Genomic DNA, 21,560 nt, shown 5'->3' on the forward strand with positions numbered 1-21,560 from the left:
TGTCGAGCGACAAGCCTATTCTCCACAGCACGCTATGCTCCTCCGAGACCTGGACATCGTGACAGGCGACGATTTTATGTGTTTTCACCTCGGATCGAGGACGTTGAAGTCACGTTCGGCACGTGCTGGTCCCCCGGCCGCCGGCGTTGCTGCGCAAAGCATCCATTCAGAACTCGATCTGCGAAGAGGCGACTTGGGTCCAAGCTCCGTCATTCAAAGCCGGTTCCGTCCGTTAATGCACCACCGCCCGCAGCCGCTCGCGCAGCTCCCTCGGCGCCACGTCATACCGGCTCTTGAAGGCGCGTGAAAAATGGGCGCTCGAATTGAAGCCGCAGGCAAAGGCGATTTCGGAGATCGAGGCCGAGGCGCGGGCGGGCGACAACAATTCTTCCTTGCTGCGTTCGATCCGGCGGTCCCAGACGAAGCGTTCCAGTGTCGCCCCTTCGCCCTCGAAGGCGCGGTGCAGATAGCGCCGGGAGCAGCCCATGTGGCGGGCTATATCCTCGGCCGACAGGCTGCTGCGCGCCAGGTTGGCGTCGATATAGGCGACGATGCGCTCGCGCAGGGCTTCGAGCGGCGAGCGGCGGAATTCGGGCGCCATCGGCTTGGCCTGGATCAGGCCGTTGACGAGCTGGACCAGGCTGTCGCCGACGCGCCGGCTGCCGGCCTCGTCGAGCTTGTGCGCCTCGCCGATCGCCATCTGCATCAGGCCGGAGACGATGTGGGTCAGGCTGTCGCCATTGCCTGGCAGCGGCAGCGGGGCTGAGAGGCGGGCGAGCGTGTCGTCGCCGAAGGTCGAGCGCGGCACCTGCAGGATGAGCTGGTCGACATCCGAGAGGTTCTGCAGGGAATAGCTGCGCACCGGGTCATAGATAACAGCCGATTGCGGGCCGAGGTCGACCGCGACCTGCTGCTGCTCGAAGCGGCTGCGGCCGCGCAGCTGCACCAGGATTTTGATCGCGTCGGGATCGAAGCTGCGCCAGAACAGCCGGTCGTTGACCACAAGATGCGAATTGGCCTTGATCTCGGATAGCCGGCAGGCGCCGAGGTTGACCGAGACGAGCTGCGGGATCGACGGCACCGTGCCGCGCGAGAAGCGTTGGGTGATCGGGCCGAACAAAAGGCGCGATGTCGACAGGAAAGCCTCGCCGTCGGCGACGCTGACGTGATGGGCGGCGTGCATGTTGTTCCTCCTCCAAACAGTTCCTGTCTTTTCGCCGGCCCGTCTTGGTGCGGGCCTTCTGGGTGCGGACCTTCTTGGTGCGGCTTTCTTGGTATTGGCTTTCCTGGCGCGGGCTTCTTGGTGCGGATTGTGGGGGCGGTCATGCCCGGATGCAACGACCAACAACTTAACATGATAATTATCTCGACCGCAACGGCACGGATGCATGCCCCCCAAATGGTTGGCTATTCGATCTAATTTCTTTGCAAGCCGTTAATTTGGCCGTGCTGTTAATAAGTTCTTTCTAATGCATGTCGACCGGAACCGCGCAGCGGTTTTGGGACAACGATATGCGCGAAACTGATTGGTTTGGCGCGGGGTACGCAATGACCAAGAATCTCGGCAATGCACGCTATGTGCCACCCAAGGACACGAAAGCTTCCTTCCTCAGCAAGGCGGCGCCGGCGCTGTTTCCGCTCATCGTGGCGGCGCTGGGATACATGATCGGGCGGCAGTTCTTCGGCATCTAGGCCGCAAACCTTGGCCGGGGGCATCAGGCGCCGGTCTCGGTTGCCGCCTCCTCGGCTTCCGCTCGCCTGACGCGCTCGCTGGCCAGGAGCACGACCGGGCAGGCGACCGCGGCCAGCACCGCCGTGGCGGTGTCGCCGAAGAACAGCTCTTCGCCGGGCCGCTGGGTGACGCCCATCACCACCATCGCCGCGCCCTTGGTCACCTCCCTGGCGATGGCCTTGTCCGGCGTAGCGCGGGTGCGGATCGCGGTGTCGACGGCGACGCCGTAGCGGTCGGCGAGATCGACGACGTCCTTCAGCACGGCCTCCTCGCGGCGATGCGAGACCGAGTCCGGCCGACCGCCCTTGCGGACCTGTGAGACATAAAGGACCTTGACGCGGGCTCGGTGCGGCCGCGCCAGCGCCAGGGCGAAATCGGCGGCGCGCCGTGCGACCTCGGTGCCGTTGACGGGGACCAGTATCGTGGTGCCGGCGCGCAGCATCGGCATCTTGCCGGTGGATTTGGCGCCATTCAGCACCAGACAGAGCGGGCCGTCGAAGCCACTGGTGATATCGTTCAGCGCGCCGCTGAAGGTGGCTTTGTCGGTCAGTGCGTTCTCCAGCCCGACCAGCAGGAGGCCGTAGCCCTTGCGGGCTTCCGTCGCGATCGTCTCGGCGGTGGCTTCGAGCTCGGTGCGGGCCGTGAGGTGGACCTTGTCGACGGGCGTGTCCTCGGCCTTTCTGACGGCCCTGGCGCTTCTGGCCGCACCCTTCTTGACCTCCCTGGAGGCCCGTTCCGGACCCTTGTCGCGGACAGCGCCGGGCAGTTGCCCGCCCTCGAGGTGGAGAAGCGTGGTCGGCATGCCGCTGCCGCCGCCGACAAGGCCAGCGAGATAGGCCGTGAACTTGCCGGCCGGGCTGTCATCGACCAAAAGCAGCAGACGTTCCAGCCTGGAGACGAAGCCGCGCTCGTCGAGCAGCTCGCGGTCGACGCGCTGCTTTTCGGCATTGCCGACGGGCAGCCTGCCGAGCGCCCAGCGCAGCATCGGCGGCATGGCAAGCGTGGTGATGACGGCCATGGTGACGATCATCGTGAACAGGTTGTGGGACAGGATGTTCATCGACAGGCCGATGCTGGCGACGATGACCTCGGTCGAGCCGCGCGCGTTCATGGCGCTGCCGACGGCTGTTGCCTCCTTCAATGACATGCCGGCGAAGCGGCCGCCGATGAAGGCGCCGCCGAACTTGCCGACGCTGGCGATCATCACCAGAGCCAGCGTCAGCAGCGCCAGCGTCGGATCGGCAAGCACGGTGAGGTCGGCGGACAGGCCGGCCATGCCGAAGAAGATCGGCATGAACAACGCCGTGATGACGCCGCGCAGCTGGCTCTCGATGTGGTTCGACAGGATCGGCGATTCCCCGACCAGTATGCCGGCGACGAAGGCGCCGAGCACGGTATGCACGCCGATCAGGTTGGTGATCAGCGCCATCACGCCCATGATGATGAGGATGACGGTGATGACGGCGTATTCGCTGCGGAAACTGTCATTGCTCCAGCGGATCAGGGTGAACACCAGCCGGCGGCCGATGGTGAAGGAGAACACCATGAACAGCGCCACTTCGGCCACGGTGGTGACGAGAGGCAGCACCTGCAAGCTGCCATTGGTGGCGATGCCGAAGGTGACGGCGATGATCAGCCAGCCGATCGTGTCCTCGATGATGGCCGAGGAGATGATGACCTGGCCAAGATTGCGGCGCATGAAGTTCATCTCGCGCACGACCATGGCGACGATCTTGACCGAGGAGATCGACAGCGCGGTGCCGAGGAACAGACCGGCGACGATGCGCTGCGTCGGATCGGGCAGCAGTGAGCCCGGCAGGACCTGCGCCAGCGCGAAGCCGCAAGCGAAGGGCACGACGATGCCGGACATCGAGATCGAGAAGCAGGCGGCACCGACGCGGCGCACGAGGCGCAGATCCGTCTCCATGCCGGTCAACAGCAGGAGGAGCAGGATGCCGAGCTGCGAGACGGCGTCGATCATGCTCTTCTGCGCCGGGTCGGTGGAGAAGATCAGATGCTGCGCGCCTGGCCATATCAAGCCGAACAGCGAAGGGCCAAGCAGGATGCCGCCGATCAACTGGCCCATGATCGCCGGCTGGCCATAACGCTGGAAGATTTCACCCAGCCCACGCCCGACCAGCAGCAGAAGTACGATCTCGGCGACGAACAATCCTTCCGCCGAGCCGCCCATGCCGGAGGCGTGTCCGGCCGGCTGCGCGGCCCAGGCCGTGCCCGCAAAAGCAAGGACGGTGAACGGGATGAGAATGGCGGGGAGAAATCTCGCTTGCGGGCAGTGCCTGGTCATCCAACCCCTCAACGCGGATCAAGTCGCACGCGTTGCCCATAAACGTGCAATGCAGCGCAAGGTTGCGACGGGGTCGGGCCAATCTTTTTGGCAAATGCCGACATAGGCGGCAAGCTGCAGCGACCGAGCGATCTAGCCCGACTTTTTGGCGCCCGGCAAAGCCTCGCCTGGAGGCGGCTCCCAGCCGAAGACGCTGCGGCCGCCGAGCTGGTGCGACTGGTCGAACTCGCCGGCGACGATTTCCTTCAGGCTCGGGCCGGTGACGTAGCGCTCCAGCCGCCGCGCCTGTCCGTCGAGCCGCTGCAGGGCTCCCAGCTCTTCCTCGTTGCCGAGCTTGGCCTTGCGCACCGCGGACTTCATCACCGCGATGGTTTCGTCATAGACTTTCAGCGGCACCGGGAAGGGGTGCCGGTCCTTGCCGCCATGCGCAAGCGAGAACCGCGCCGGATCGGAGAAGCGGCACGGCGCGCCATGCACGACCTCCGCCACCATGGCCAGTGCCCGCACGGTGCGCGCGCCGACGCCGGGCACCAGCAGCAGTTCGGGAAAATCCGCCGGGCCGCTCTCGATCGCCGCGGAAATATTGCCGTGCAGCCGGCGCATGACGATATCGCTTTCGCGGACATCATGGTGGGCGGGCATGATCAGGTTGGGCAGCATCGGCTGGGCGGTGACGGGAGCCGCCGGCGGTTCGATGGCCGCGAATTCACGCACGATCCTGTCGGGACCGAGCTGGCGCAACAGGTCGAGTTGGCCGCTGCGCGAAGCCTCGGCGCGGTGGTCGGTCAGGTTGACGATCTCACCCTGACGCTTGCCCTCGATCGCGGCATGCGGCTCGTCGACGAAACTTTTCAGGCCCTCCGAGAGCCAGTGGTAGCGGCGCGCCAGCTTGCTATCGCCGTTCATGCCTTGCTGGACGACCACCCAGCGGCTGTCGTCGGTAACGATGAAGCCGTGCAAATAGAGATCGAAACCATCCTGCACGGCGGCGCTGTCGACCTTGGCGACCAGCCGGCTGGCGGTGGCGAGTGCCGTGCCGTCGATGCCGACGCGCTCCCCGATCATCTCGAGCTCATGCGGGGTCTTGCGCGAATGGGTGCCGCGCCCGCCGCAGACATGGACGCCGAGTTCGCCCGACAGCGGCGTCAGCCCGCGCTTCAGCGCGCCGATGACGCTGGTGGTGATGCCGGAGGAGTGCCAGTCCATGCCCATCACCGCGCCGAAGGACTGGAACCAGAAGGGATGCGCCAGCCGGCGCAGCAATTCGTCGCGGCCATAGTGATGGATGATCGCCTCGCACAACACCGCGCCCAGGCGCGTCATGCGATCGCCCAGCCATTTCGGAACCCGTCCGCCATGCAGCGGCAGGTCGGCGCTGCCGCTTCGCTGTGTCACTTCGTTTACGTCTCCCGACCGACGAGTCGCGCCGGCATCCATACGAACTAGATGGCATCGGCGCTGCGTTTTACAAGCGGAACCGAACATGCCGTTCGGATCCTGATTCAGGATTTCGCCTCATCCCGCTGTTCGGTAATGATTTTTGCGCCCTGCTTCGGGCTATACATGCACGTCGCCGAAGGACAGTTCGCCATCATCGCCGGGTGTCAGGAAGGCCGCGGCGAACAGTCCGGCATAGAGGACCGCGATCGCCACTACGATGACATATCCCGGAATCGGGCCCAGGGCCGCAGCGCTGACGGCTTGGCGCAAAGTGCCGACGAAACCGGCCGGAACGCCTTGGTCGATCAGGCTCGGTGTCGAAAGTTTGAGTATCCAGGCGAGCAGCAGGATCAGCATCATGTGGATGTAGTTGCGGCGCAAACGACGCACCAGCGCGACACGCTGCGAGACCAGGAATTTGGGCGCCCGCAGGCTTTCACCGAGGATCAGCAGCCAGTCGGATGCGAAGTCGGGCTGAGGCGAGAAGATCTGCGCGAAATAGTGGCGCTCGAACTGGCGCACGCGGGCACGATAGACATCGAAGAAACGGTAGCGGCGCGCCTCGATCCACAGCAGCAGCAGGACCAGCAGCATGGCGAACAGCAGGACGCCGTGATGTGCGCTGGCCGTCGACAGCGACACGGACAACATGGCCGCGACAACGGTGATCGCCCAATTGCTGGTGCGGTCGAGGCGGTCACGCCAACCGGCCATGCGCGCAATTTCGGCGCGGTGGAAATGGGACATCACGGTAACCAGCTCGCCCGGCGACAGGGACCTGCCGATAGGCGTTGCCGGGGCGTCGTTCATGGTTTCCTCCGACCTGGAGACAACGTCTCGAAGGCGATCTCGTTCCGCAGCCTCACGGGGTGCGCGCGGGACGATTTGCACGCGCGTAAGCTGTGGTCGACGGTATGGATCTGCCTCGCTTGCAAAGGCGGGAACCGGAACTGTCGGGCCAATGTCCAGATTTGTCCGCGTCTGTCCTTAACTGCCTGTATCGGCGATCGCCCTGCAGATCGCTGGGTCCGGAACCGAGGGTGGTGGCGATGGTCCAGATCAGGTCCGCGCCCGCTACCGTCATCGCGTCGGACGTGGCTGTCATAGGCTGAGCGGTGAACTTGCATTGCCCCTGTGAGGGCGTCGCCGGAAACCGAGGATGAGGCGAGGCTTGCAAGCCCCCGATCACATTGCATTACTGGGCCTTGACCTCATCACCGTCCACGCCAGATCGACCGTGTCGGCTCCGGATCGGCCGGTGCAGCCGCGTGCATCGGAGGCGATGAAGGCGCGCGAGGCCCCTGACGGGTCGAGGGCGTTCCAAGGTGGAGCGGACCAGAACAGAGCGAGCGCAAATGGGGCGAGGTCGGACGGCGCATTGTCCCCGGAGCATGGCAAACAGCGCAGGAAAAGGAACCACAAACAAGATCAAGAAAGGAGAAATGCAATGGCCATTCGTGATCTCATGCCGTGGAGCCGTGAAGGCAGCCAGGCTCCGACCCTCTTTCGCGACCGCGACCAGGACCCGTTCATGAACCTGCATCGGGAGATGAGCCGCCTGGTCGACGACATGTTCCGCGGCTTCGATTCGCGGCTTCCGTCCATGGGCAGGTTGTCTTCGTTCGGCGGTGGTTGGCCCAGCGTGGAAATCTCCGAAACCGACAAGGAGATCCGCGTGACGGCCGAGATACCCGGCATGGAGGAGAAGGACATCGAGGTGTTGCTCGATGACGGCGTCCTGACGTTGCGCGGTGAAAAACAGGCGGAAACCGACGACAAGGAGCGTCAGTTCTCCGAGCGGTTCTATGGCCGCTTCGAACGTCGCATCCCGCTCGGCTTCGAAGTTGCGGAGGATAAGGTTGCGGCCGATTTCCGCAACGGCGTGCTGTCCGTCACCTTGCCGAAAACGGAGAAGGCGCAGAGCAGGACAAAGCGCATACCGATCGGTGGCGGCAGTACCAAGCACTAGAATTGGCGGCCGGATTTCGCGCCCGCCGATAGACCCTTGAGAATCCCCCAGCCTTCGGCAACATGGCGTCAAGGCTGGGAGCACCGGGATGAACGAAGCCATTTCCTCCGTATCGCCGCGCAAGTCCGCGCCGCGCAAGGCGCCGATGGCGCTGACCGAGGCGCTGGTGGCCCGTACAATGCGCGTTGTCGAGGATGCCGGGCCGACGCCGGGCATGGTCTACATGACCGACGCCGACTATGCGCGATTTCGCGACGAGATCCTGGGCTCGGCACCCGCCGGGCCGCTGAAACTGTTCGCCTACGGTTCGTTGCTGTGGAAGCCGGCCGGCGAGGTGCGGGGCGGTGAGCGGGCAGTGGCGCGAGGCTGGCACCGGTCGTTCTGCTTCACGGTGCAGCGCTTTCGCGGCACGCTCGAGCAGCCCGGCCTGATGATGGCGCTCGACCGGGGCGGCCAATGCCAGGGCATGGTGTTCGAGATCGCCGAGCCTGTAGCCGCCAATCTCGAAGCGCTGCTGCGCCGCGAGATGACCATCCTGCCCGCCGTCAACGTGCCACGCTGGCTGCAGGTGAGAACCGGGGGCGGGGTGAGCCAGGCGCTCGGCTTCGTCGTCGACCCCGCCAATCCGCGCTATGCCGGCAAGCTCGACAAGCCTGAGATCGCGGCGACGCTCGCCAGGGCTGTCGGCCATTGGGGCTCGGGGGCCGAGTATCTGTTCGAGACGATCCGCCATCTCGATGCCTGCGGCATCCGCGACCGCAATCTGTGGCAGTTGCAGGAATTGGTGGCGCAGGAGATCGGGCGCGTCCACGCCGCAGTCCAGGTTCCCGCCGGCCTCTCCAAATCTCCTACTTGACGAACATATATCCCCGCGGTTATACGTCAACCAATAGCCAATGGGTTATCGATCACGAATGCCGGACGCTCACGACATGCTCTTCAGGACGCTCGCCGACCCGACCAGGCGGGCGATCTTCGAACGGCTATGCCGGCAGGGCGAGCAGACCGTAGGGGCGCTGACGACGCAATCCGGCGTCTCGCAGCCGGCGGTGTCGAAGCACCTTGGCGTGTTGAAACAGGCCGGGCTGGTGCGCGACCGCCATCAGGGCCGTCAGACGCATTACAGCGCGCAGCTCGGCGCGCTGGCACCGCTGATGGACTGGACGCGCCAGATGGCGGGGTTTTGGGAAAGCCGGTTCGACGATCTCGAGGATTTGCTCAAAAGGATGGACCAGTGAATGAAGCGCCGATGCAAACCCGCACCGTCGTCGTCGAGCGGGAGATTTCCCATCCGCCCGAGAAACTCTGGCGCGCGCTGACGCAACCACATCTGATCGAGGAGTGGCTGATGAAGAACGATTTCAATCCGGTCGTCGGCCATCGCTTCAACATCAGCGCCGATTGGGGTGGCGTTCTGGATTGCGAGGTGCTTGCCGTCGAACCGAACAGGACGCTGTCCTACACCTGGAACCTGGCGCATCACGACCCAGCCTTCGATCTCAGAAGCGTGGTGACTTTCACGCTCACCCCGACGCCGACGGGAACCCATTTGCGCATGGAGCAAGCCGGCTTCCGGCCCGAGCAGAGGCGTGCCTATGGCGGCGCCAAGATGGGTTGGCCGCAATCTTTCGAGAAGCTGGAAGAGCTCCTGGCGCGGACAGACTGAGGTCCCCCGGTCAGAACCGGATTGAAAAGTGAACCTGACTTCAAAGGGTGGCCTTGCCGCCAGCAAAACTGTGGAGAAAGACGATGAAGATCAAATTGACCAGCATCTACGTGGACGACCAGGAAAAGGCGCTTGCCTTCTATACCGGTGTGCTCGGCCTGACCAAGAAGGCCGATTTCAGCAACGGGCCGTTCCGCTGGCTGACGGTCGCCTCGGCGGACGAGCCCGAGGGCACCGAACTGCAACTGGCGCTCAACGACCAGCCAGCGGCCAAGGCCTACCAGCAGGCGATGTTCGAGCAAGGCCAGCCGGCGGTGATGTTCTTCACCGACGACATCAAGGGCGACCACGAGCGCATCGCGGCGAACGGCGGCACGTTCACCATGCCGCCGACCGAGGTGACCGGCTCGACAATCGCCAAGCTGAACGATGGCTGCGGCAATCTCGTGCAGATCACCCAGTTGGCGCGCTGGTAAGGCGTCCTATTTCACGCGTTTTTCAAGGGAGGTAATCTTGGACTGGAGCAAATGGATCAGGCAAACGCATCGCTGGTTGTCGATCATCTTCACGGCAACCGTCGTCGCCAACTTCGTCACCATGGCGTTCGGGCAGCCGCCTGCCTGGGTGGTCTATTCGCCACTCCCGCCGCTCTTCCTTTTGCTGTTCAGCGGCCTCTATATGTTCGTGCTGCCCTATGTTGCTAAGACGCGCAGCGTGCAGCGTGCCATCGGATAGGCCAGCGAACAAGACAGGAAGGCATGGCAAAGTCGACCAAACCCGCAAAGGCTGAGCCGAAGCTGCTTTCGGGCGGCAACCCGCAGATCGCCAAGGGTTGTGGCGACGCTCCGGTGCAGGCCTACATCGCGGCCATGCCGGGCTGGAAGCGCGAGGTGGGAGAGCGCCTCGATGCGCTCATCGAGCGCGCGGTGCCCGGCGTGCACAAGGCCGTCAAATGGAACTCGCCGTTCTACGGCGTCGAAGGCGAGGGTTGGTTCCTGAGCTTTCACTGCTTCACCCGTTACATCAAGGTAGCCTTCTTCCGCGGCCTGTCGCTCGATCCGGTGCCACCGGGCGAATCCAAGAGCAAGGACACGCGTTATCTCGACATCCATGAGGACGATGCGTTCGACGAGGCCCAATTCAGCGCCTGGGTGAAGCAGGCCAGCCAATTGCCTGGCGAGCGCATGTGAGTGCTCCAGGGTGTTCTACGCAATTGCGGACGCAAAACCGCTGCACACTTTGCCGGGATTGCTCTATCCATCGAAGCTCGGAGGAGAAACGACATGACAGACACCGAAATGCAGGACGGCAAATCTCCATCCCAGCTGATAGACGGCAGGATCGAGGAACTCGGCGACTGGCGCGGCGAGATGCTCGGCCGGCTGCGCGCCCTGATCCGGCAAACCGATCCCCAGGTGGTCGAGACGTGGAAATGGCGCGGTGTCCCTGTGTGGGAACATGACGGCATCATCTGCACCGGCGAGACCTACAAGAGCCTCGTCAAACTGACCTTCGCCAAGGGGGCTGCACTGCCCGATCCGACGCGCCTGTTCAACTCCAGTCTCGAAGGCAATACACGGCGTGCCATTGACTTCCAGAAAGGCGAGGAAGTGGACGAGGAGGCATTCAAGGCACTCGTGCGCGCGGCGATCGCCTTGAACAAGTCCAAGGCCACAGCCAAACGCTAGAGATTTCGATCCGGGCTGAATCAGAATCCGGCTCTATCCCTTTGTTCGGACGGTGTTTTCCAAAGCCGGATGGTGTCTCCAAGCGCGTGGGGAGGGGCCGTCATCCGTCCCGCAGCCACACCAGCATCTCGCCAGGCTCACGGTTGTCCCAGGCGAAATAGGGGATGGCGGTCAGCCGCGTCTCGACGCTTGCTGGCGGCTTCGAGCGGTAGAGCCCGTCCTGCCAGCCGGCGTCGGCTTGTGCCGTGGCTGAAAGCGTCACCACGCCGCCGAGAAGCCCGGGCTGATCATGCGCCTCTATATCTGCCGTGCGTGGCAGAGCGAGACGGTGCAGCCGGGTCTCATTGTCCGTCGCCTCGACGCAGTAGATCAGCGGTCCGCGCGACAGCGCGACGCGGCCGGCATCCTGCTTGACCTCGGGATTGGCGTAGAGCCGCTCGATCGGCATTTCGAGATCGAGCCGGACGCTGTCGCCCTTCTTCCAGACACGCCGGATCGCGGCATAACCGTCGCTGGTCATCCCGGCAAGTTCGACCGTCTCGCCGTTGATCTGAAGCGTCGCGCTGGAACTCCAACCCGGCACCCGCAGGTGAAGGGTGAACTCCACTGGCGCCTGCGGTTCGAGCGTGATCTCGACGGCGCCGTCCCAGGGATAGCGGCTCGCCTGCGTCAGGCTGACCGGCGTGCCCGCAATCTCGAAGCGGGCTGTCGAGTCGCCGTAGAGATGAACGGCAAGTGCGTCGTCCGCCAGGCTGTAGAAATAGCTGCCAATGGAAGCCACCATGCGCCCGACATTGGGCGGACAGCACGGGCAGCGGTGCCATTTCCATCTGTTGTGCCGGCCCCGGCTTTCCAGCGGATTCTCGTAGAAGAACAGCGAGCCGTCGAGCGACAGACCCGAGATCGAACCGTTGTAGAGCGCGCGCTCCATCATGTCGGCATAGCGCCTGTTCGGTCCCATGCCGAGCATGCGGCTCGCCCAGAACACCAGGCCGACCGCCGCGCAGGTCTCGGCATAGGCGCTCTCGTTGGGCAGGTCGTAGTCGCTGGTGAAACCCTCATTGTGCGCCGACGGTCCAAGCCCGCCGGTGATGTAGAGGTTTTTCGTGGTGAGATCGTCCCACAACCGGTCGAGCGCCACCCGCAGCGTGTCGTCGCCATATTCGGTGGCGATGTCGGCCATGCCCGAATAGAGGTACATGGCCCGCACCGCATGGCCGACGACCTTGTCCTGCTCGCGCACCGGAATGTGCGACTGATTGTACTCGTAGGTCTTGAAATGATAGGCTTTCGGGTCGGCGCCGCGGGCGCGCGCTTCCTCGTCGAAATAATGCGGCTGCTGGCCGCGCTGGTCGATGAAGTATTTCGCCAGCTCCATATATTTTTGCTCGCCCGTCACCCGCGCCAGCTTGACCAGGGCCAGCTCGACCTCCTCATGGCCGCAATAGCCCTTTTTCTTGCCGGGCTCGGGTCCGAGCACCGAGGCGATGTGGTCGGCATAGCGGCACATGATGTCGAGCAGCTTGCGCTTGCCCGTCGCCTGGTAGTAGGCAACCGCACCCTCGATCAGGTGCCCGGCGCAATAGAGTTCGTGGCAGTCGCGCAGGTTTGTCCAGCGCTTGCCGGGCTGGATGCGTTGGTACCAACTGGAGAGATAGCCGTCCTCTTGCTGGAGCTTGCCATACATATCGATGACGGCGTCGATCTTCTTCTCCAGCTCGGGGTTCTTGCACCGGTAAAGCGAATAGGCCGCAGTCTCGATCGTCTTGCCGAGATCGGAATCCCAAAACATCTGCGTGGTGACCGTTGAGCCGGTGAACTCGGCGCCCTGGCGGTCCGCTTCGTCGGGCGAGGGCGAATGGAAGGGAATCACGACGCCGGGCGAGGGGCGGTCCGGGTCGATCTGCTCCAGCATGCGGGCTTCGACGCAGCGCTCGTAGAGGATGTTGGCGGTGCGCGCGGCGACCGCGTCGGCGCGGTCGCCCCAGAAGCCGTGCACGTCGACCTGCGGCACCGGCAGCGGACGGAAGGCAAGCTTGGGTTTTCTCGTTGCGGCGGGCCGCGGGGATGGCGATGCGGTCATGAACTGGACTCCATTTGGTCGATTATTTGACGGCCCCGGCCATCAGGCCGCGGATGTAGAAGCGTTGCAGAGCGAGGAAGAGGATCAGGCACGGCACCATCATCACGGTAACGCCCGCCTGCACGGCGCCCCAGTCGATGGCGCCGAAGCGGCCCGACTGAAGCGCGGTCATCATCACCGGCAGCGTGAATTTTGACTGGTCGGTCATCAGCACGAGGGCTGCGAGGAACTCGTTCCAGGCGCCGAGAAAGGCAAACAGCGCGATGGTGACGACGCCCGGCCAGACCAGCGGCAGCATCACCTTGACCAGCATGGTGGCGTTGCCGGCGCCGTCCATGCGGGCGGCCTCCTCGATCTCGCGTGGCACCGCGTCGAAGGCGTTGCGCATCATGAAGATCGAGAACGGCAGTTGCAGCGTCACATAGACGCCGACCAGCCCGGTCAGCGTGTTGTGCAGGCCAAGCTTGGTCAGCACCAGGAAGATCGGCGTCAGGATCGACTGGAACGGGATCATGATCGTCGACAGGATGAGGACGAAGAACAGGTCCTTGAACGGAAAGCGGAAGCGCGAGAAGCCGTAGCCGGCCAGCACGCTGACGATGACCGACAGCAGGACGGTCATCACCGAGACGTAGATGCTGTTCTGCGCCGAAGCCCACAGGCCGTCGCCGAAGGAGTTGAGCGTGGCGTAGTTTTCGAGCGAGAAGCCCGTGGTCGGCCATGGCGGCAGCGGCGGCAGGCGTGCTTCGGCGGCCGGCTTGAAGGCCGACAGCACGGTCCAGACGATCGGCGCCACGAACAGCACCGAGGCGACGATGCCGGTGGAGTGCCTGGCCAAGCGGGCGGCGAGCTTGCCTCGGGCTGATATTGCCTGCGCCATCAGTCGATCCCTTCCGGCTTGCGCAGCAGCCAGAGCTGGATGAGGCTGAGCGCCACCAGGATCACCAGCAGCACCATCGAAAGTGCGGCGCCATAGCCGAGCTTGAACGAGACGAAGGACTGGTTGAAGATCCAGTAGACCGCCGTCAGCGTCTGGTTGCGCGGACCGCCGCGCAGGATGATGTAGAACTGGTCGAAGGCGAGGATGGAGCCGGCGACCGACAGGATCAGCGCCAGCGCGAGCGTGCGGCGCATCAGCGGCAGAGTGATCGCGCGGAAGCGGGCGAACGGCCCGGCGCCATCGATGACGGCCGCCTCCTGCAGATCCTGCGGGATCGATTGCAGGCCGGTCATCAGGATGATCATGGTGAAGCCGGCGACCTTCCACACGACCATGGCGATGATCGACCAGAAGGCCGGCTGGAAGGTGGCCAGAAGGTTGAACTTCTTGTCGATCAGGCCGAGCTCGTAGGCGGCCGGGCTGAACAGGCCGGAATCGACGTTCAAGAGCCATGACCAGAGCAGGCTCGCCGAGGCAAAGCCGACGACCGCCGGCATGAAGAAGGCGGTCCGGTAGAGGTTGGTCAGCGGCCGCGGTTTTTCGATGAAGATCGCCAGCGGAAAGGCAATGACGAAGATCGCGATGGTGACGATGACGGTGTAGTAGCCGGTGAATTTGAGCGCGTTCCAGAACCTGGTGTCGCGCAGGATCGCGAAGTAGTTGTCGAAGCCGATGAAGGAGTGCTCGCCCATCAACGGCCAGTTGTGCAGCGACATCCACGCCGTCATGCCGAGCGGGATGACGAAGAACACCATCACCAAGGCCACGGCCGGCGCAACGTAGATGAGGCCAATCCATTGCCGGCGCCCGGCGCCGACCAGTTTTCGGGCACGGGACGGGGCAGTGGTGGCTGTGGCGATGGTTGTCATGGCTGTTCCTTGGCGCTTCGTCCCCCTCCCCCTCGAGGGGAGGGTCCGGCCGAAGGCCGGGGGTGGGGTCCTGTCCGCAACGCGCCGACGAAAAAGACCGTCGAGCACTGCCGAGACGACCCCACCCGGACCTGTGGTCCGACCTCCCCTCGAGGGGGAGGTGGGGTTGGCGCTTACTTCTGCGGCGCCTGGTCGATGATCGACTGCATGGTCTCCTGGGCGTTGGCGATCGCGCCGTCGACGTCGTCGCCGAAGAAGACCTCGTTGATCATCTGCGTCCACGGGCCGTTGGCGGAGTTGATCAAATCGTTGAACACCACCGAATAGGGCGTCTTGCCCTTGGCCATGGCCTCGGCGGCGATCTGGTAGCGGGGATCGAGATCCTTCAGCGCGTCCTTGGCGATGTCGCCGCGCACCGGCAGGCTGCCATATTTCGCCAGGATGGTCTGGCCTTCCAGCGAATAGGCGAAGTCCAGGAATTCCTTCACCACGGCGAGCTTCGTGGTGCCCTTGGTGACGACGAAATTGTCGCCACCGGCAAAGGACGACCAGCCGCCATCCTTGCCCGGCAGGAAGGTGACGCCGTAATCGACATTGGGATACTGGGTGTTGAGCGCGCCGATGGCGAAGGCCCCGGACGGCGAGATGCCGATATTGCCGGCGGCAAACGCCGCGAAGAAGTTGGCGCCGGTATCGGTCTGCGCGCCGGCCGGCACCAGATCCTTCTTGACCATCGAGCGGTAGAGATCGATGGCGCCGCGCAACTGCGGGCTGTCGAGTGTCGCCTTCGAGCCGTCGGCGGAGAGGATGTCGCCGCCGGAGGCCCAGATCAGCGGCGTGAAGGTGAAGATGTTGCAGCCGCCGCAATTGCCGGAGAAGTAGAAGCCTTTGACGTTGCCGCCGAGCGCGTTGACCTTTTCGGCGTCGGCGGCGATCTCGGCCCAGTTGGCCGGGCCCTTTTCAGGGTCGAGCCCGGCCTGCTTGAACAGCTTCTTGTTCCAGATCAGCACCGATGCGTCGGCCGAGAAGGGCAGGCCGTAAATATGGTCCTTGTAGGTGCCGGTCTTCACATGCGCCGGCGACAGGCTGGAGAAATAGGGCAGGGACTTGGCCCAGTCGGTGATGTCCTCCAACTGGCCGGCGGCAGCGAAGGAGGGCGTATAGATCAGGTCGAGCGACAGCGCGTCGGGCGCCGTGCCGCCGGCGGCGGCCGCACCGTATTTCGGGATGATCTCGGCATTGGGAATGATGTCGAGCTTGACCTGGTCCTTGTGCGCCTTGTTGAAGGCGTCGACGATCCTCGGCATGAAATTCGAGCCGTCGGCGCGCACCCAGATGTTGGCCGTTTCGGCGGCGGCAGTGCCGAGGCCTCCGCCCAGAACGGCAGCGGCCAGGGCCAGTTTGGCAATCAGGTTCCTCATGTTCTCCTCCTCCAGGGTTGGCCGCTGTCCGCGGCTTGGCGTCGCTCGCGCGGCGCTTCGTTGTCAGCCGTCCATCGGACGGCCGCAGGAATGCCGCACCACCAACCGGCACGGCAGTTTTCGAATGCCCGGCGCGGGGGGTGTGCCGCCGACCAGTGAAAGCAGGGTTAGCCCGGCCTCGCGGCCGAGCGCGGTCAGGTTCATGTCGACCGAAGTCAGCGGCGGACGCGTCGCTTCCGCCACGATCTCCCAATTGTCGAAGCCGATGACGCCGACATCATTGGGCACGTCGAGGCCGCGCTCGCGCAACGCATCGATGACGCCGCGCGCAATCTGGTCGTTGCCGCAAAAGACGGCGTCCGGCCTGTCGCTTTTGCCGTCGAACAGTTGCGCTACCGCCTCGTGCCCCCAGGCTTCCGACCAGGAGCCGAGCAGCGGTTCGGTGACCGGCAGGCCGTTTTCGGCGAGCACGTCGCGATAGGCCTGGGCGCGGGCGTGGACCACGGCAAAGCTCGCCGGTCCGCTGACATGGACGATGCGCCAGCGGCCGAGCCGGCAGAAATGCTCGACGGCCAGCCGCGCGCCGCCGGCGTCGTCGGAAACGAAGGCGACGGCGTCGGGATCGGGCTGGGTGAAGGCATAGATCACCGGCACGCGCAGGTTGGAGAGATCGACAGGCAGATGGCGGTCGATGCGCTTGCCGGTGGCGATGATGCCGTCGACGCGCTTATCGAGCATGGCGTCCACGTGCATCTGGCCGAGCCGAGGATCCTCCTCGACATTGCACAGGAACACCGAGACACCCTTGTCGACCAGCGCGTCCGAAATGCCCGACATCAGCGGCAGCGAGAAGCGGCCATAAGTATCGTTGGTGAGCAGGCCGACGGTGAAGCTGCGGCGCCTGAGCAGGCTCTGCGCCAGGCTGTTGGGGCGGAAGCCGAGGCTGCGCGCCGTCTCGCGGATGCGCTCGCGGGTCTCGGCGGTCATGCGCCCCTGGTCGTTGAGCGCTTTTGAGGCGGTGGCGACGCTGACGCCGGCCTGCGCGGCCACGTCACGCAAGGTGACAGGCTTGGGAAAGACCGGAACAGGCTGATCGTCCGATGGCATCGCGCCGAAAATCCTTAGCTTGAGAAAAGGTTTTCTCTTATAGATCGAAACAGAGCCCGGTCGATGGCCGAGCTTGATCGGAAATGTTTGGAAAAACCTTTTCTCAAGCCAAGGCTAGGCCAGATTGGGTGAGCGTTCAAGAGGGAAAAGTGGTGGGGATTAAGCCAAGCGCTTCGAATTATCCTTCGCCAAGTTGGCGGCGACGATCCGCATCTTCAAGGCCGAGCCCGGCGTGAAGGGTCGCAGCGCCGCCGCTTGAGCGTCAACCGCGGTTCCGGCTAGCATCATTGTACCATCGTTTCTGTAGTGCCATTCTTGATTTGGCATGCGGGCGCCGGCGAAAAGGGTGCTATGGAGGTCAAGCGAGCATCCTTGCTTGCCGATTTTTCCCTGACATTCGAGGCCATCTTCGTGCGTGAACCGTCGCTGCTGCCGGTCTTTGGGAAACAGGGCGTCAAGGCGCCCGCCGCAGGGGCGGTGCGAGCCCGGCCGGCGGGTATCGTGCCTCGACTGCGCGAGGTCCTGGTCACGCATGGCGGCATGGCGTTGAAGCTATCGGTCATAGCCTGGACGGTAATGATCCTGGCTGCCGTATTTTTCTTGATCAAGGGTTGAGGCTCGACAGAGCGGCCGGGCCGAAAGACGGGACGCCAGATGGCAAATCGCTACGCATTGCGCATGGAGCTTCCCCAGAGCTGGACCATCATCGATGTCTTCACCGGCCAGCCCGCCGTGGTGCGGCAAAGAGTGATGGTGGGCATGAGCCCGCGCGATGCCGAGGACATGGTGGTGCAGATGAATGTCCGCGACGTCAAACGCCGGGAGAGGGCGGAACGCAAGGGCTGATTCCCAAATCGCGTCGCGTGGAAACGGATTCATGCGATGCGCTTTGGGTCGTTGTTTTTATGCATGTCATCATCCCAAAACCGAGGCACTTTTGGGCGACATGCACTAGCCGTCAGTGCACTGCAATGCAGGGAGCAGAACGCAGGGCCTGATCCGGGCCACCGCGTTCGGAAGCGGGTCTCAGCGGAAATCGTCCGATGTCAACACATACATGCTCTTGCGTGTGCGGTCGTAGGCCTTCGACGCCACATCGCGGATGACGCTGCTTTCGATGTCGAAGGTGGCGAGGTAGCCGGCTTCGGTGGCGCTGGTTCGCGGCTGGATCTTGGTCATCGCATCGGCGGCGACGGAAAAGGAAATCTGGAACATGCCGTCATGGCCGACGAAGCGGATCCGCTTGCCGGCTTCGTCATAGCTGCGGCTGTGGTTGGGAAAGGTCAGGCTCATGTTCTTGCCTCCTTTGTTTTGGCGCAATTCCCAAGGGAAAGCGCTCGCACTCTTCCTGGAATTGCTTAGGCTTTCTTCACCGCCCGCTTCTTCTTCGGCGTCGGATTCAAGGCTTCCGCGACCCGGTCGGCCTCTTCCTTGGCCAGGCGCAATTGCCTCAGCCTTGCCGTCTTGATTTCCCTGGCCCTTGCCTCGGACATGTACTCGGCGGTGGCCTTGTTGCGCTCCGCCGTCTTCTTCTGCTTGTCGACAAAGCGGGCTTCAGCTTTTTCCATGATCGTCTGATTGCCGTCGGCCATTGTGGAAATCTCCTTGTGCCCTGAAATCGTGAAAGTGAACTTGTCCGATAAATAGGCACTCGACCGGCAAAATTCAATTTTTTGAATTATTTGACCGGTTTTGGGTACCACGAAACCGGGTGCCGAAATAATACTTTTCAATATTTAATTTTGGTCGCGAATAATTTTGGCACTCCTATCTATCGAGTGCCAAAGCGCCTATAGGATGGGCGCGGCCGCCTAAGCCGGCCCCAGAAAGAAGTTCTCATGAAGTTTCGGCCACTCCACGACCGCGTCGTCATCCGGCGCGCCGAAGGCGATATCAAATCCAAGGGCGGCATCATCATCCCCGACACTGCCAAGGAAAAGCCGCAGGAAGGCGAAGTTGTCGCCATCGGCCCCGGCGCACGCGACGAAAACGGCGCGCTTGTGCCGCTCGACGTCAAGGCCGGCGACCTCATCCTGTTCGGTAAATGGTCGGGCACCGAGGTCAAGATCGACGGCGAGGATCTTCTGATCATGAAGGAAGCCGACATCATGGGCGTCATCGACAAGAGCGAGACTGGCGTCATCGACAAGAGCGAGACTGGCGTCATCGACAAGAGCGAGACTGGCGTCATCGACAAGAGCGAGACTGCCGTTACCGAGAAGAGCGTCAAGGCCAAGAAGGCCGCCTGACCGGCCTGGCCAGGCTCCGGCGAACTGCTTGCTTCACCACACGAACGGGATTGAAAAAATGTCTGCCAAGGAAATCAAATTCGCCACCGACGCGCGCGACCGCATGCTGCGCGGCGTCGAGCTCCTCAACAACGCCGTCAAGGTTACCCTCGGTCCCAAGGGCCGCAATGTTGTCATCGACAAGGCCTATGGCGCGCCGCGCATCACCAAGGACGGCGTCACCGTCGCCAAGGAAATCGAGCTTGCCGACAAGTTCGAGAACATGGGCGCGCAGATGGTGCGCGAAGTGGCCTCGAAGACCAACGACCTCGCCGGTGACGGCACCACCACGGCAACCGTGCTGGCCGCCTCGATCCTGCGCGAAGGCGCCAAGCTGGTCGCCGCCGGCATGAACCCGATGGACTTGAAGCGCGGCATCGACCAGGCCGTCGCCGCCGTTGTCGTGGAAATCAAGGCCAAGGCCAAGAAGGTCAAATCGTCGGCCGAGATCGCCCAGGTCGGCACCATCGCCGCCAATGGCGATGCCAGCGTCGGCGCCATGATCGCCAAGGCGATGGACAAGGTCGGCAATGACGGCGTCATTACCGTCGAGGAAGCCAAGACCGCCGAAACCGAGCTTGACGTCGTCGAGGGCATGCAGTTCGATCGCGGCTATCTCTCACCCTATTTCGTCACCAATGCCGACAAGATGCGCGCCGAACTGGAAGAGCCCTATGTGCTCATCCACGAGAAGAAACTCGGCAATCTGCAGGCGATGCTGCCGATCCTCGAAGCCGTGGTGCAGAGCGGCAGGCCGCTCTTGATCATCTCCGAGGACGTCGAAGGCGAGGCGCTGGCCACGCTGGTCGTCAACAAGCTGCGTGGCGGCCTCAAGGTCGCGGCGGTCAAGGCGCCGGGCTTCGGCGACCGTCGCAAGGCGATGCTGGAAGACATAGCGGTACTGACGGCAGGCCAGATGATCTCCGAGGATCTCGGCATCAAGCTCGAAAACGTCACCATCGAGATGCTCGGCCGCGCCAAGCGCGTGCTGATCGAGAAGGATACCACCACGATCGTCGACGGCGCCGGCACCAAGGCGACCATCCAGGCGCGCGTTGCCCAGATCAAGGGCCAGATCGAGGAGACGACGTCCGACTACGACAAGGAAAAGCTGCAGGAACGGCTGGCCAAGCTGTCAGGCGGCGTTGCCGTTATCCGCGTCGGCGGCGTCACCGAGTCGGAAGTGAAGGAAAAGAAGGATCGCATCGACGACGCGCTGAACGCAACGCGCGCGGCGGTCGAGGAAGGCATCGTGCCCGGCGGCGGCGTGGCCCTGCTGCGCGCCAAATCGGCGCTGTCAGGCCTGAACGGCGCCAATGCCGATGTCACCGCCGGCATCTCGATCGTTCTGCGGGCGTTGGAAGCGCCGATCCGCCAGATCGCCGAGAATTCTGGCGTCGAAGGCTCGATCGTGGTCGGCAAGCTCGCCGACAGCAAGGACCACAATCAGGGCTTCGACGCCCAGAACGAGACCTATGTCGATATGATCAAGGCCGGCATCGTCGATCCGGCGAAAGTCGTTCGCACTGCGCTGCAGGACGCCGGCTCGATCGCGGCCCTGCTGATCACCGCCGAGGCGATGATCACCGACGTTCCGCCGAAGGATGCGGCACCGGCAGGCGGCGGCTACTAGGATTCAGAGCCGCGACGCCAGCGATTGGCGAAAGCGGCGACAACATCGTCCCTCTCCCCGTCACTATACGGGGAGAGGATGCCGGCAGGCAGGTGAAGGGCGGCTCCAACGCTCCGCAAGGAGAGTGCGACCTTTCCATATCCAGTCCTTCGCCGCGGCAACGGGCCTGTTGCGAGCGTCGCGCTGCCCCTCATCTGCTGCCGCCATCTTCTCTCCGTGAACGGGGAGAAGGACGCTCGTATTGATGCTGCTACTTCCCACTCAACCGCAGCACCAGCGCCTTCATGTATAGCCCGGCGGCAAGATCGAGCCGCACGTCCGCGATGATTGCGGCGGCGATCCTGATCTTGCGGCTTTCGCGGGGGATGGAATTCACGCTAATATGGCCCGGTGGTCGTTTGGTGCAGCTTGCCGGAAAC

General features: G+C 63.6%; 24 protein-coding genes and 1 pseudogene. 13 read left to right on the forward strand and 12 right to left on the reverse strand.

Features of this window, described 5'->3' with window-relative positions; all coding sequences use genetic code 11:
* Nucleotides 1-232 precede the first annotated feature (232 nt).
* Nucleotides 233-1,183 (reverse strand): helix-turn-helix domain-containing protein, encoded by a 951-nt coding sequence (locus tag LB568_RS27485; RefSeq protein WP_224731782.1) that lies wholly within the window; start codon nucleotides 1,181-1,183, stop codon nucleotides 233-235.
* Nucleotides 1,184-1,548: 365 nt separating this feature from the next.
* Here LB568_RS27485 and LB568_RS27490 point away from each other — a divergent pair, with 365 nt between their 5' ends.
* On the forward strand, nucleotides 1,549-1,692 hold the full coding sequence (locus tag LB568_RS27490; protein ID WP_013894220.1) for a hypothetical protein: 144 nt from the start codon (nucleotides 1,549-1,551) through the stop codon (nucleotides 1,690-1,692).
* Nucleotides 1,693-1,715: 23 nt separating this feature from the next.
* On the opposite strand, the gene LB568_RS27495 is transcribed toward LB568_RS27490, so the two are convergent.
* The 3 genes from LB568_RS27495 to LB568_RS27505 form a co-directional block, all read right to left on the reverse strand.
* A complete protein-coding gene (locus LB568_RS27495; RefSeq protein ID WP_412033932.1) occupies nucleotides 1,716-4,037 on the reverse strand; it encodes a cation:proton antiporter in 2,322 nt (773 codons plus the stop codon).
* 132 nt (nucleotides 4,038-4,169) lie between these two features.
* A complete protein-coding gene (locus tag LB568_RS27500; RefSeq protein ID WP_224731783.1) occupies nucleotides 4,170-5,432 on the reverse strand; it encodes a DUF763 domain-containing protein in 1,263 nt (420 codons plus the stop codon).
* Between the two features lie 162 nt (nucleotides 5,433-5,594).
* Nucleotides 5,595-6,287: a DUF2270 domain-containing protein gene (locus LB568_RS27505; protein ID WP_013894223.1), complete on the reverse strand. Its 693-nt coding sequence runs from the start codon at nucleotides 6,285-6,287 to the stop codon at nucleotides 5,595-5,597.
* Nucleotides 6,288-6,924: 637 nt separating this feature from the next.
* Between LB568_RS27505 and LB568_RS27510 the strand changes: the two genes are divergently transcribed.
* From LB568_RS27510 to LB568_RS27545, 8 genes are all read left to right on the forward strand, one after another.
* Entirely contained in the window at nucleotides 6,925-7,446 is a 522-nt protein-coding gene (locus LB568_RS27510; protein ID WP_013894224.1) for an Hsp20/alpha crystallin family protein, read from the forward strand.
* A gap of 88 nt (nucleotides 7,447-7,534) precedes the next feature.
* Entirely contained in the window at nucleotides 7,535-8,302 is a 768-nt protein-coding gene (locus LB568_RS27515; RefSeq protein ID WP_013894225.1) for a gamma-glutamylcyclotransferase, read from the forward strand.
* Nucleotides 8,303-8,360: 58 nt separating this feature from the next.
* On the forward strand, nucleotides 8,361-8,684 hold the full coding sequence (locus LB568_RS27520) for an ArsR/SmtB family transcription factor (protein WP_013894226.1): 324 nt from the start codon (nucleotides 8,361-8,363) through the stop codon (nucleotides 8,682-8,684).
* An 11-nt stretch (nucleotides 8,685-8,695) separates the two neighbouring features.
* A complete protein-coding gene (locus LB568_RS27525) occupies nucleotides 8,696-9,112 on the forward strand; it encodes an SRPBCC family protein (protein WP_085984575.1) in 417 nt (138 codons plus the stop codon).
* 83 nt (nucleotides 9,113-9,195) lie between these two features.
* Nucleotides 9,196-9,588 (forward strand): VOC family protein, encoded by a 393-nt coding sequence (locus tag LB568_RS27530; protein WP_013894228.1) that lies wholly within the window; start codon nucleotides 9,196-9,198, stop codon nucleotides 9,586-9,588.
* A 37-nt stretch (nucleotides 9,589-9,625) separates the two neighbouring features.
* The gene (locus LB568_RS27535; RefSeq protein WP_013894229.1) at nucleotides 9,626-9,847 is read left to right on the forward strand and encodes a hypothetical protein; all 222 of its coding nucleotides are present in this window, start codon (nucleotides 9,626-9,628) and stop codon (nucleotides 9,845-9,847) included.
* 23 nt (nucleotides 9,848-9,870) lie between these two features.
* Nucleotides 9,871-10,302, forward strand: a complete 432-nt coding sequence (locus LB568_RS27540) for a DUF1801 domain-containing protein (RefSeq protein WP_013894230.1) — start codon at nucleotides 9,871-9,873, stop codon at nucleotides 10,300-10,302.
* 93 nt (nucleotides 10,303-10,395) lie between these two features.
* The gene (locus LB568_RS27545; protein WP_013894231.1) at nucleotides 10,396-10,800 is read left to right on the forward strand and encodes a DUF1801 domain-containing protein; all 405 of its coding nucleotides are present in this window, start codon (nucleotides 10,396-10,398) and stop codon (nucleotides 10,798-10,800) included.
* A gap of 100 nt (nucleotides 10,801-10,900) precedes the next feature.
* Here the strand turns inward: LB568_RS27545 and LB568_RS27550 are convergent, their stop codons facing one another.
* From LB568_RS27550 to LB568_RS27570, 5 genes are all read right to left on the reverse strand, one after another.
* Nucleotides 10,901-12,883 carry a glycoside hydrolase family 127 protein gene (locus LB568_RS27550; RefSeq protein WP_224731784.1) on the reverse strand — a complete coding sequence of 661 codons (1,983 nt, stop codon included), beginning with the start codon at nucleotides 12,881-12,883 and terminating at the stop codon, nucleotides 10,901-10,903.
* Between the two features lie 22 nt (nucleotides 12,884-12,905).
* Nucleotides 12,906-13,763, reverse strand: a complete 858-nt coding sequence (locus tag LB568_RS27555) for a carbohydrate ABC transporter permease (protein WP_140575030.1) — start codon at nucleotides 13,761-13,763, stop codon at nucleotides 12,906-12,908.
* Nucleotides 13,763-14,692, reverse strand: coding sequence for a carbohydrate ABC transporter permease (locus LB568_RS27560; protein WP_224731785.1), 930 nt, complete (start codon nucleotides 14,690-14,692; stop codon nucleotides 13,763-13,765). The genes LB568_RS27555 and LB568_RS27560 overlap by 1 nt, the downstream gene beginning before the upstream one ends.
* A gap of 173 nt (nucleotides 14,693-14,865) precedes the next feature.
* Entirely contained in the window at nucleotides 14,866-16,113 is a 1,248-nt protein-coding gene (locus LB568_RS27565; RefSeq protein WP_224731786.1) for an ABC transporter substrate-binding protein, read from the reverse strand.
* A 63-nt stretch (nucleotides 16,114-16,176) separates the two neighbouring features.
* Complete coding sequence (locus LB568_RS27570) at nucleotides 16,177-17,220, reverse strand: LacI family DNA-binding transcriptional regulator (RefSeq protein ID WP_224731787.1); 1,044 nt, start codon at nucleotides 17,218-17,220, stop codon at nucleotides 16,177-16,179.
* A gap of 372 nt (nucleotides 17,221-17,592) precedes the next feature.
* Here LB568_RS27570 and LB568_RS27575 point away from each other — a divergent pair, with 372 nt between their 5' ends.
* Nucleotides 17,593-17,835 (forward strand): hypothetical protein, encoded by a 243-nt coding sequence (locus LB568_RS27575; RefSeq protein WP_224731788.1) that lies wholly within the window; start codon nucleotides 17,593-17,595, stop codon nucleotides 17,833-17,835.
* 39 nt (nucleotides 17,836-17,874) lie between these two features.
* Nucleotides 17,875-18,066: a hypothetical protein gene (locus LB568_RS27580; protein WP_023766176.1), complete on the forward strand. Its 192-nt coding sequence runs from the start codon at nucleotides 17,875-17,877 to the stop codon at nucleotides 18,064-18,066.
* 180 nt (nucleotides 18,067-18,246) lie between these two features.
* Here LB568_RS27580 and LB568_RS27585 read toward each other — a convergent pair whose 3' ends face one another.
* Both LB568_RS27585 and LB568_RS27590 read right to left on the reverse strand, forming a co-directional pair.
* Nucleotides 18,247-18,513 (reverse strand): DUF1488 domain-containing protein, encoded by a 267-nt coding sequence (locus LB568_RS27585; RefSeq protein ID WP_013894240.1) that lies wholly within the window; start codon nucleotides 18,511-18,513, stop codon nucleotides 18,247-18,249.
* A gap of 65 nt (nucleotides 18,514-18,578) precedes the next feature.
* On the reverse strand, nucleotides 18,579-18,812 hold the full coding sequence (locus LB568_RS27590) for a hypothetical protein (protein WP_013894241.1): 234 nt from the start codon (nucleotides 18,810-18,812) through the stop codon (nucleotides 18,579-18,581).
* 246 nt (nucleotides 18,813-19,058) lie between these two features.
* On the opposite strand from LB568_RS27590, the pseudogene groES reads away from it, so the two are divergent.
* Nucleotides 19,059-19,349 (forward strand): annotated as a pseudogene (gene groES / locus LB568_RS27595) (co-chaperone GroES); the annotation flags it as partial.
* 178 nt (nucleotides 19,350-19,527) lie between these two features.
* On the forward strand, nucleotides 19,528-21,141 hold the full coding sequence (gene groL, locus LB568_RS27600; protein ID WP_013894243.1) for a chaperonin GroEL: 1,614 nt from the start codon (nucleotides 19,528-19,530) through the stop codon (nucleotides 21,139-21,141).
* Between the two features lie 250 nt (nucleotides 21,142-21,391).
* On the opposite strand, the gene LB568_RS33605 is transcribed toward groL, so the two are convergent.
* Nucleotides 21,392-21,517, reverse strand: coding sequence for a hypothetical protein (locus LB568_RS33605; protein ID WP_263497276.1), 126 nt, complete (start codon nucleotides 21,515-21,517; stop codon nucleotides 21,392-21,394).
* Nucleotides 21,518-21,560 lie beyond the last annotated feature (43 nt).

This window comes from Mesorhizobium sp. B263B2A (genome assembly GCF_020165775.1).
In the GTDB taxonomy this organism is placed as follows: domain Bacteria; phylum Pseudomonadota; class Alphaproteobacteria; order Rhizobiales; family Rhizobiaceae; genus Mesorhizobium; species Mesorhizobium opportunistum.

Excerpts from the sequence above, each read along its gene's own strand:
- LB568_RS27490 (WP_013894220.1), top strand. The coding sequence starts at position 1,549 with ATGACCAAGAATCTCGGCAATGCACGCTATGTGCCACCCAAGGACACG.
- LB568_RS27570 (WP_224731787.1), bottom strand. The coding sequence starts at position 17,220 with ATGCCATCGGACGATCAGCCTGTTCCGGTCTTTCCCAAGCCTGTCACC.
- LB568_RS27485 (WP_224731782.1), bottom strand. The coding sequence starts at position 1,183 with ATGCACGCCGCCCATCACGTCAGCGTCGCCGACGGCGAGGCTTTCCTG.
- LB568_RS27585 (WP_013894240.1), bottom strand. The coding sequence starts at position 18,513 with ATGAGCCTGACCTTTCCCAACCACAGCCGCAGCTATGACGAAGCCGGC.
- LB568_RS27580 (WP_023766176.1), top strand. The coding sequence starts at position 17,875 with ATGGCAAATCGCTACGCATTGCGCATGGAGCTTCCCCAGAGCTGGACC.
- LB568_RS27550 (WP_224731784.1), bottom strand. The coding sequence starts at position 12,883 with ATGACCGCATCGCCATCCCCGCGGCCCGCCGCAACGAGAAAACCCAAG.
- LB568_RS27540 (WP_013894230.1), top strand. The coding sequence starts at position 9,871 with ATGGCAAAGTCGACCAAACCCGCAAAGGCTGAGCCGAAGCTGCTTTCG.
- groL (WP_013894243.1), top strand. The coding sequence starts at position 19,528 with ATGTCTGCCAAGGAAATCAAATTCGCCACCGACGCGCGCGACCGCATG.
- LB568_RS27590 (WP_013894241.1), bottom strand. The coding sequence starts at position 18,812 with ATGGCCGACGGCAATCAGACGATCATGGAAAAAGCTGAAGCCCGCTTT.
- LB568_RS27560 (WP_224731785.1), bottom strand. The coding sequence starts at position 14,692 with ATGACAACCATCGCCACAGCCACCACTGCCCCGTCCCGTGCCCGAAAA.
- LB568_RS27525 (WP_085984575.1), top strand. The coding sequence starts at position 8,696 with ATGCAAACCCGCACCGTCGTCGTCGAGCGGGAGATTTCCCATCCGCCC.
- LB568_RS27520 (WP_013894226.1), top strand. The coding sequence starts at position 8,361 with ATGCCGGACGCTCACGACATGCTCTTCAGGACGCTCGCCGACCCGACC.
- LB568_RS27530 (WP_013894228.1), top strand. The coding sequence starts at position 9,196 with ATGAAGATCAAATTGACCAGCATCTACGTGGACGACCAGGAAAAGGCG.
- LB568_RS27565 (WP_224731786.1), bottom strand. The coding sequence starts at position 16,113 with ATGAGGAACCTGATTGCCAAACTGGCCCTGGCCGCTGCCGTTCTGGGC.
- LB568_RS27510 (WP_013894224.1), top strand. The coding sequence starts at position 6,925 with ATGGCCATTCGTGATCTCATGCCGTGGAGCCGTGAAGGCAGCCAGGCT.
- LB568_RS27505 (WP_013894223.1), bottom strand. The coding sequence starts at position 6,287 with ATGAACGACGCCCCGGCAACGCCTATCGGCAGGTCCCTGTCGCCGGGC.
- LB568_RS27545 (WP_013894231.1), top strand. The coding sequence starts at position 10,396 with ATGACAGACACCGAAATGCAGGACGGCAAATCTCCATCCCAGCTGATA.
- LB568_RS27495 (WP_412033932.1), bottom strand. The coding sequence starts at position 4,037 with ATGACCAGGCACTGCCCGCAAGCGAGATTTCTCCCCGCCATTCTCATC.
- LB568_RS27555 (WP_140575030.1), bottom strand. The coding sequence starts at position 13,763 with ATGGCGCAGGCAATATCAGCCCGAGGCAAGCTCGCCGCCCGCTTGGCC.
- LB568_RS27515 (WP_013894225.1), top strand. The coding sequence starts at position 7,535 with ATGAACGAAGCCATTTCCTCCGTATCGCCGCGCAAGTCCGCGCCGCGC.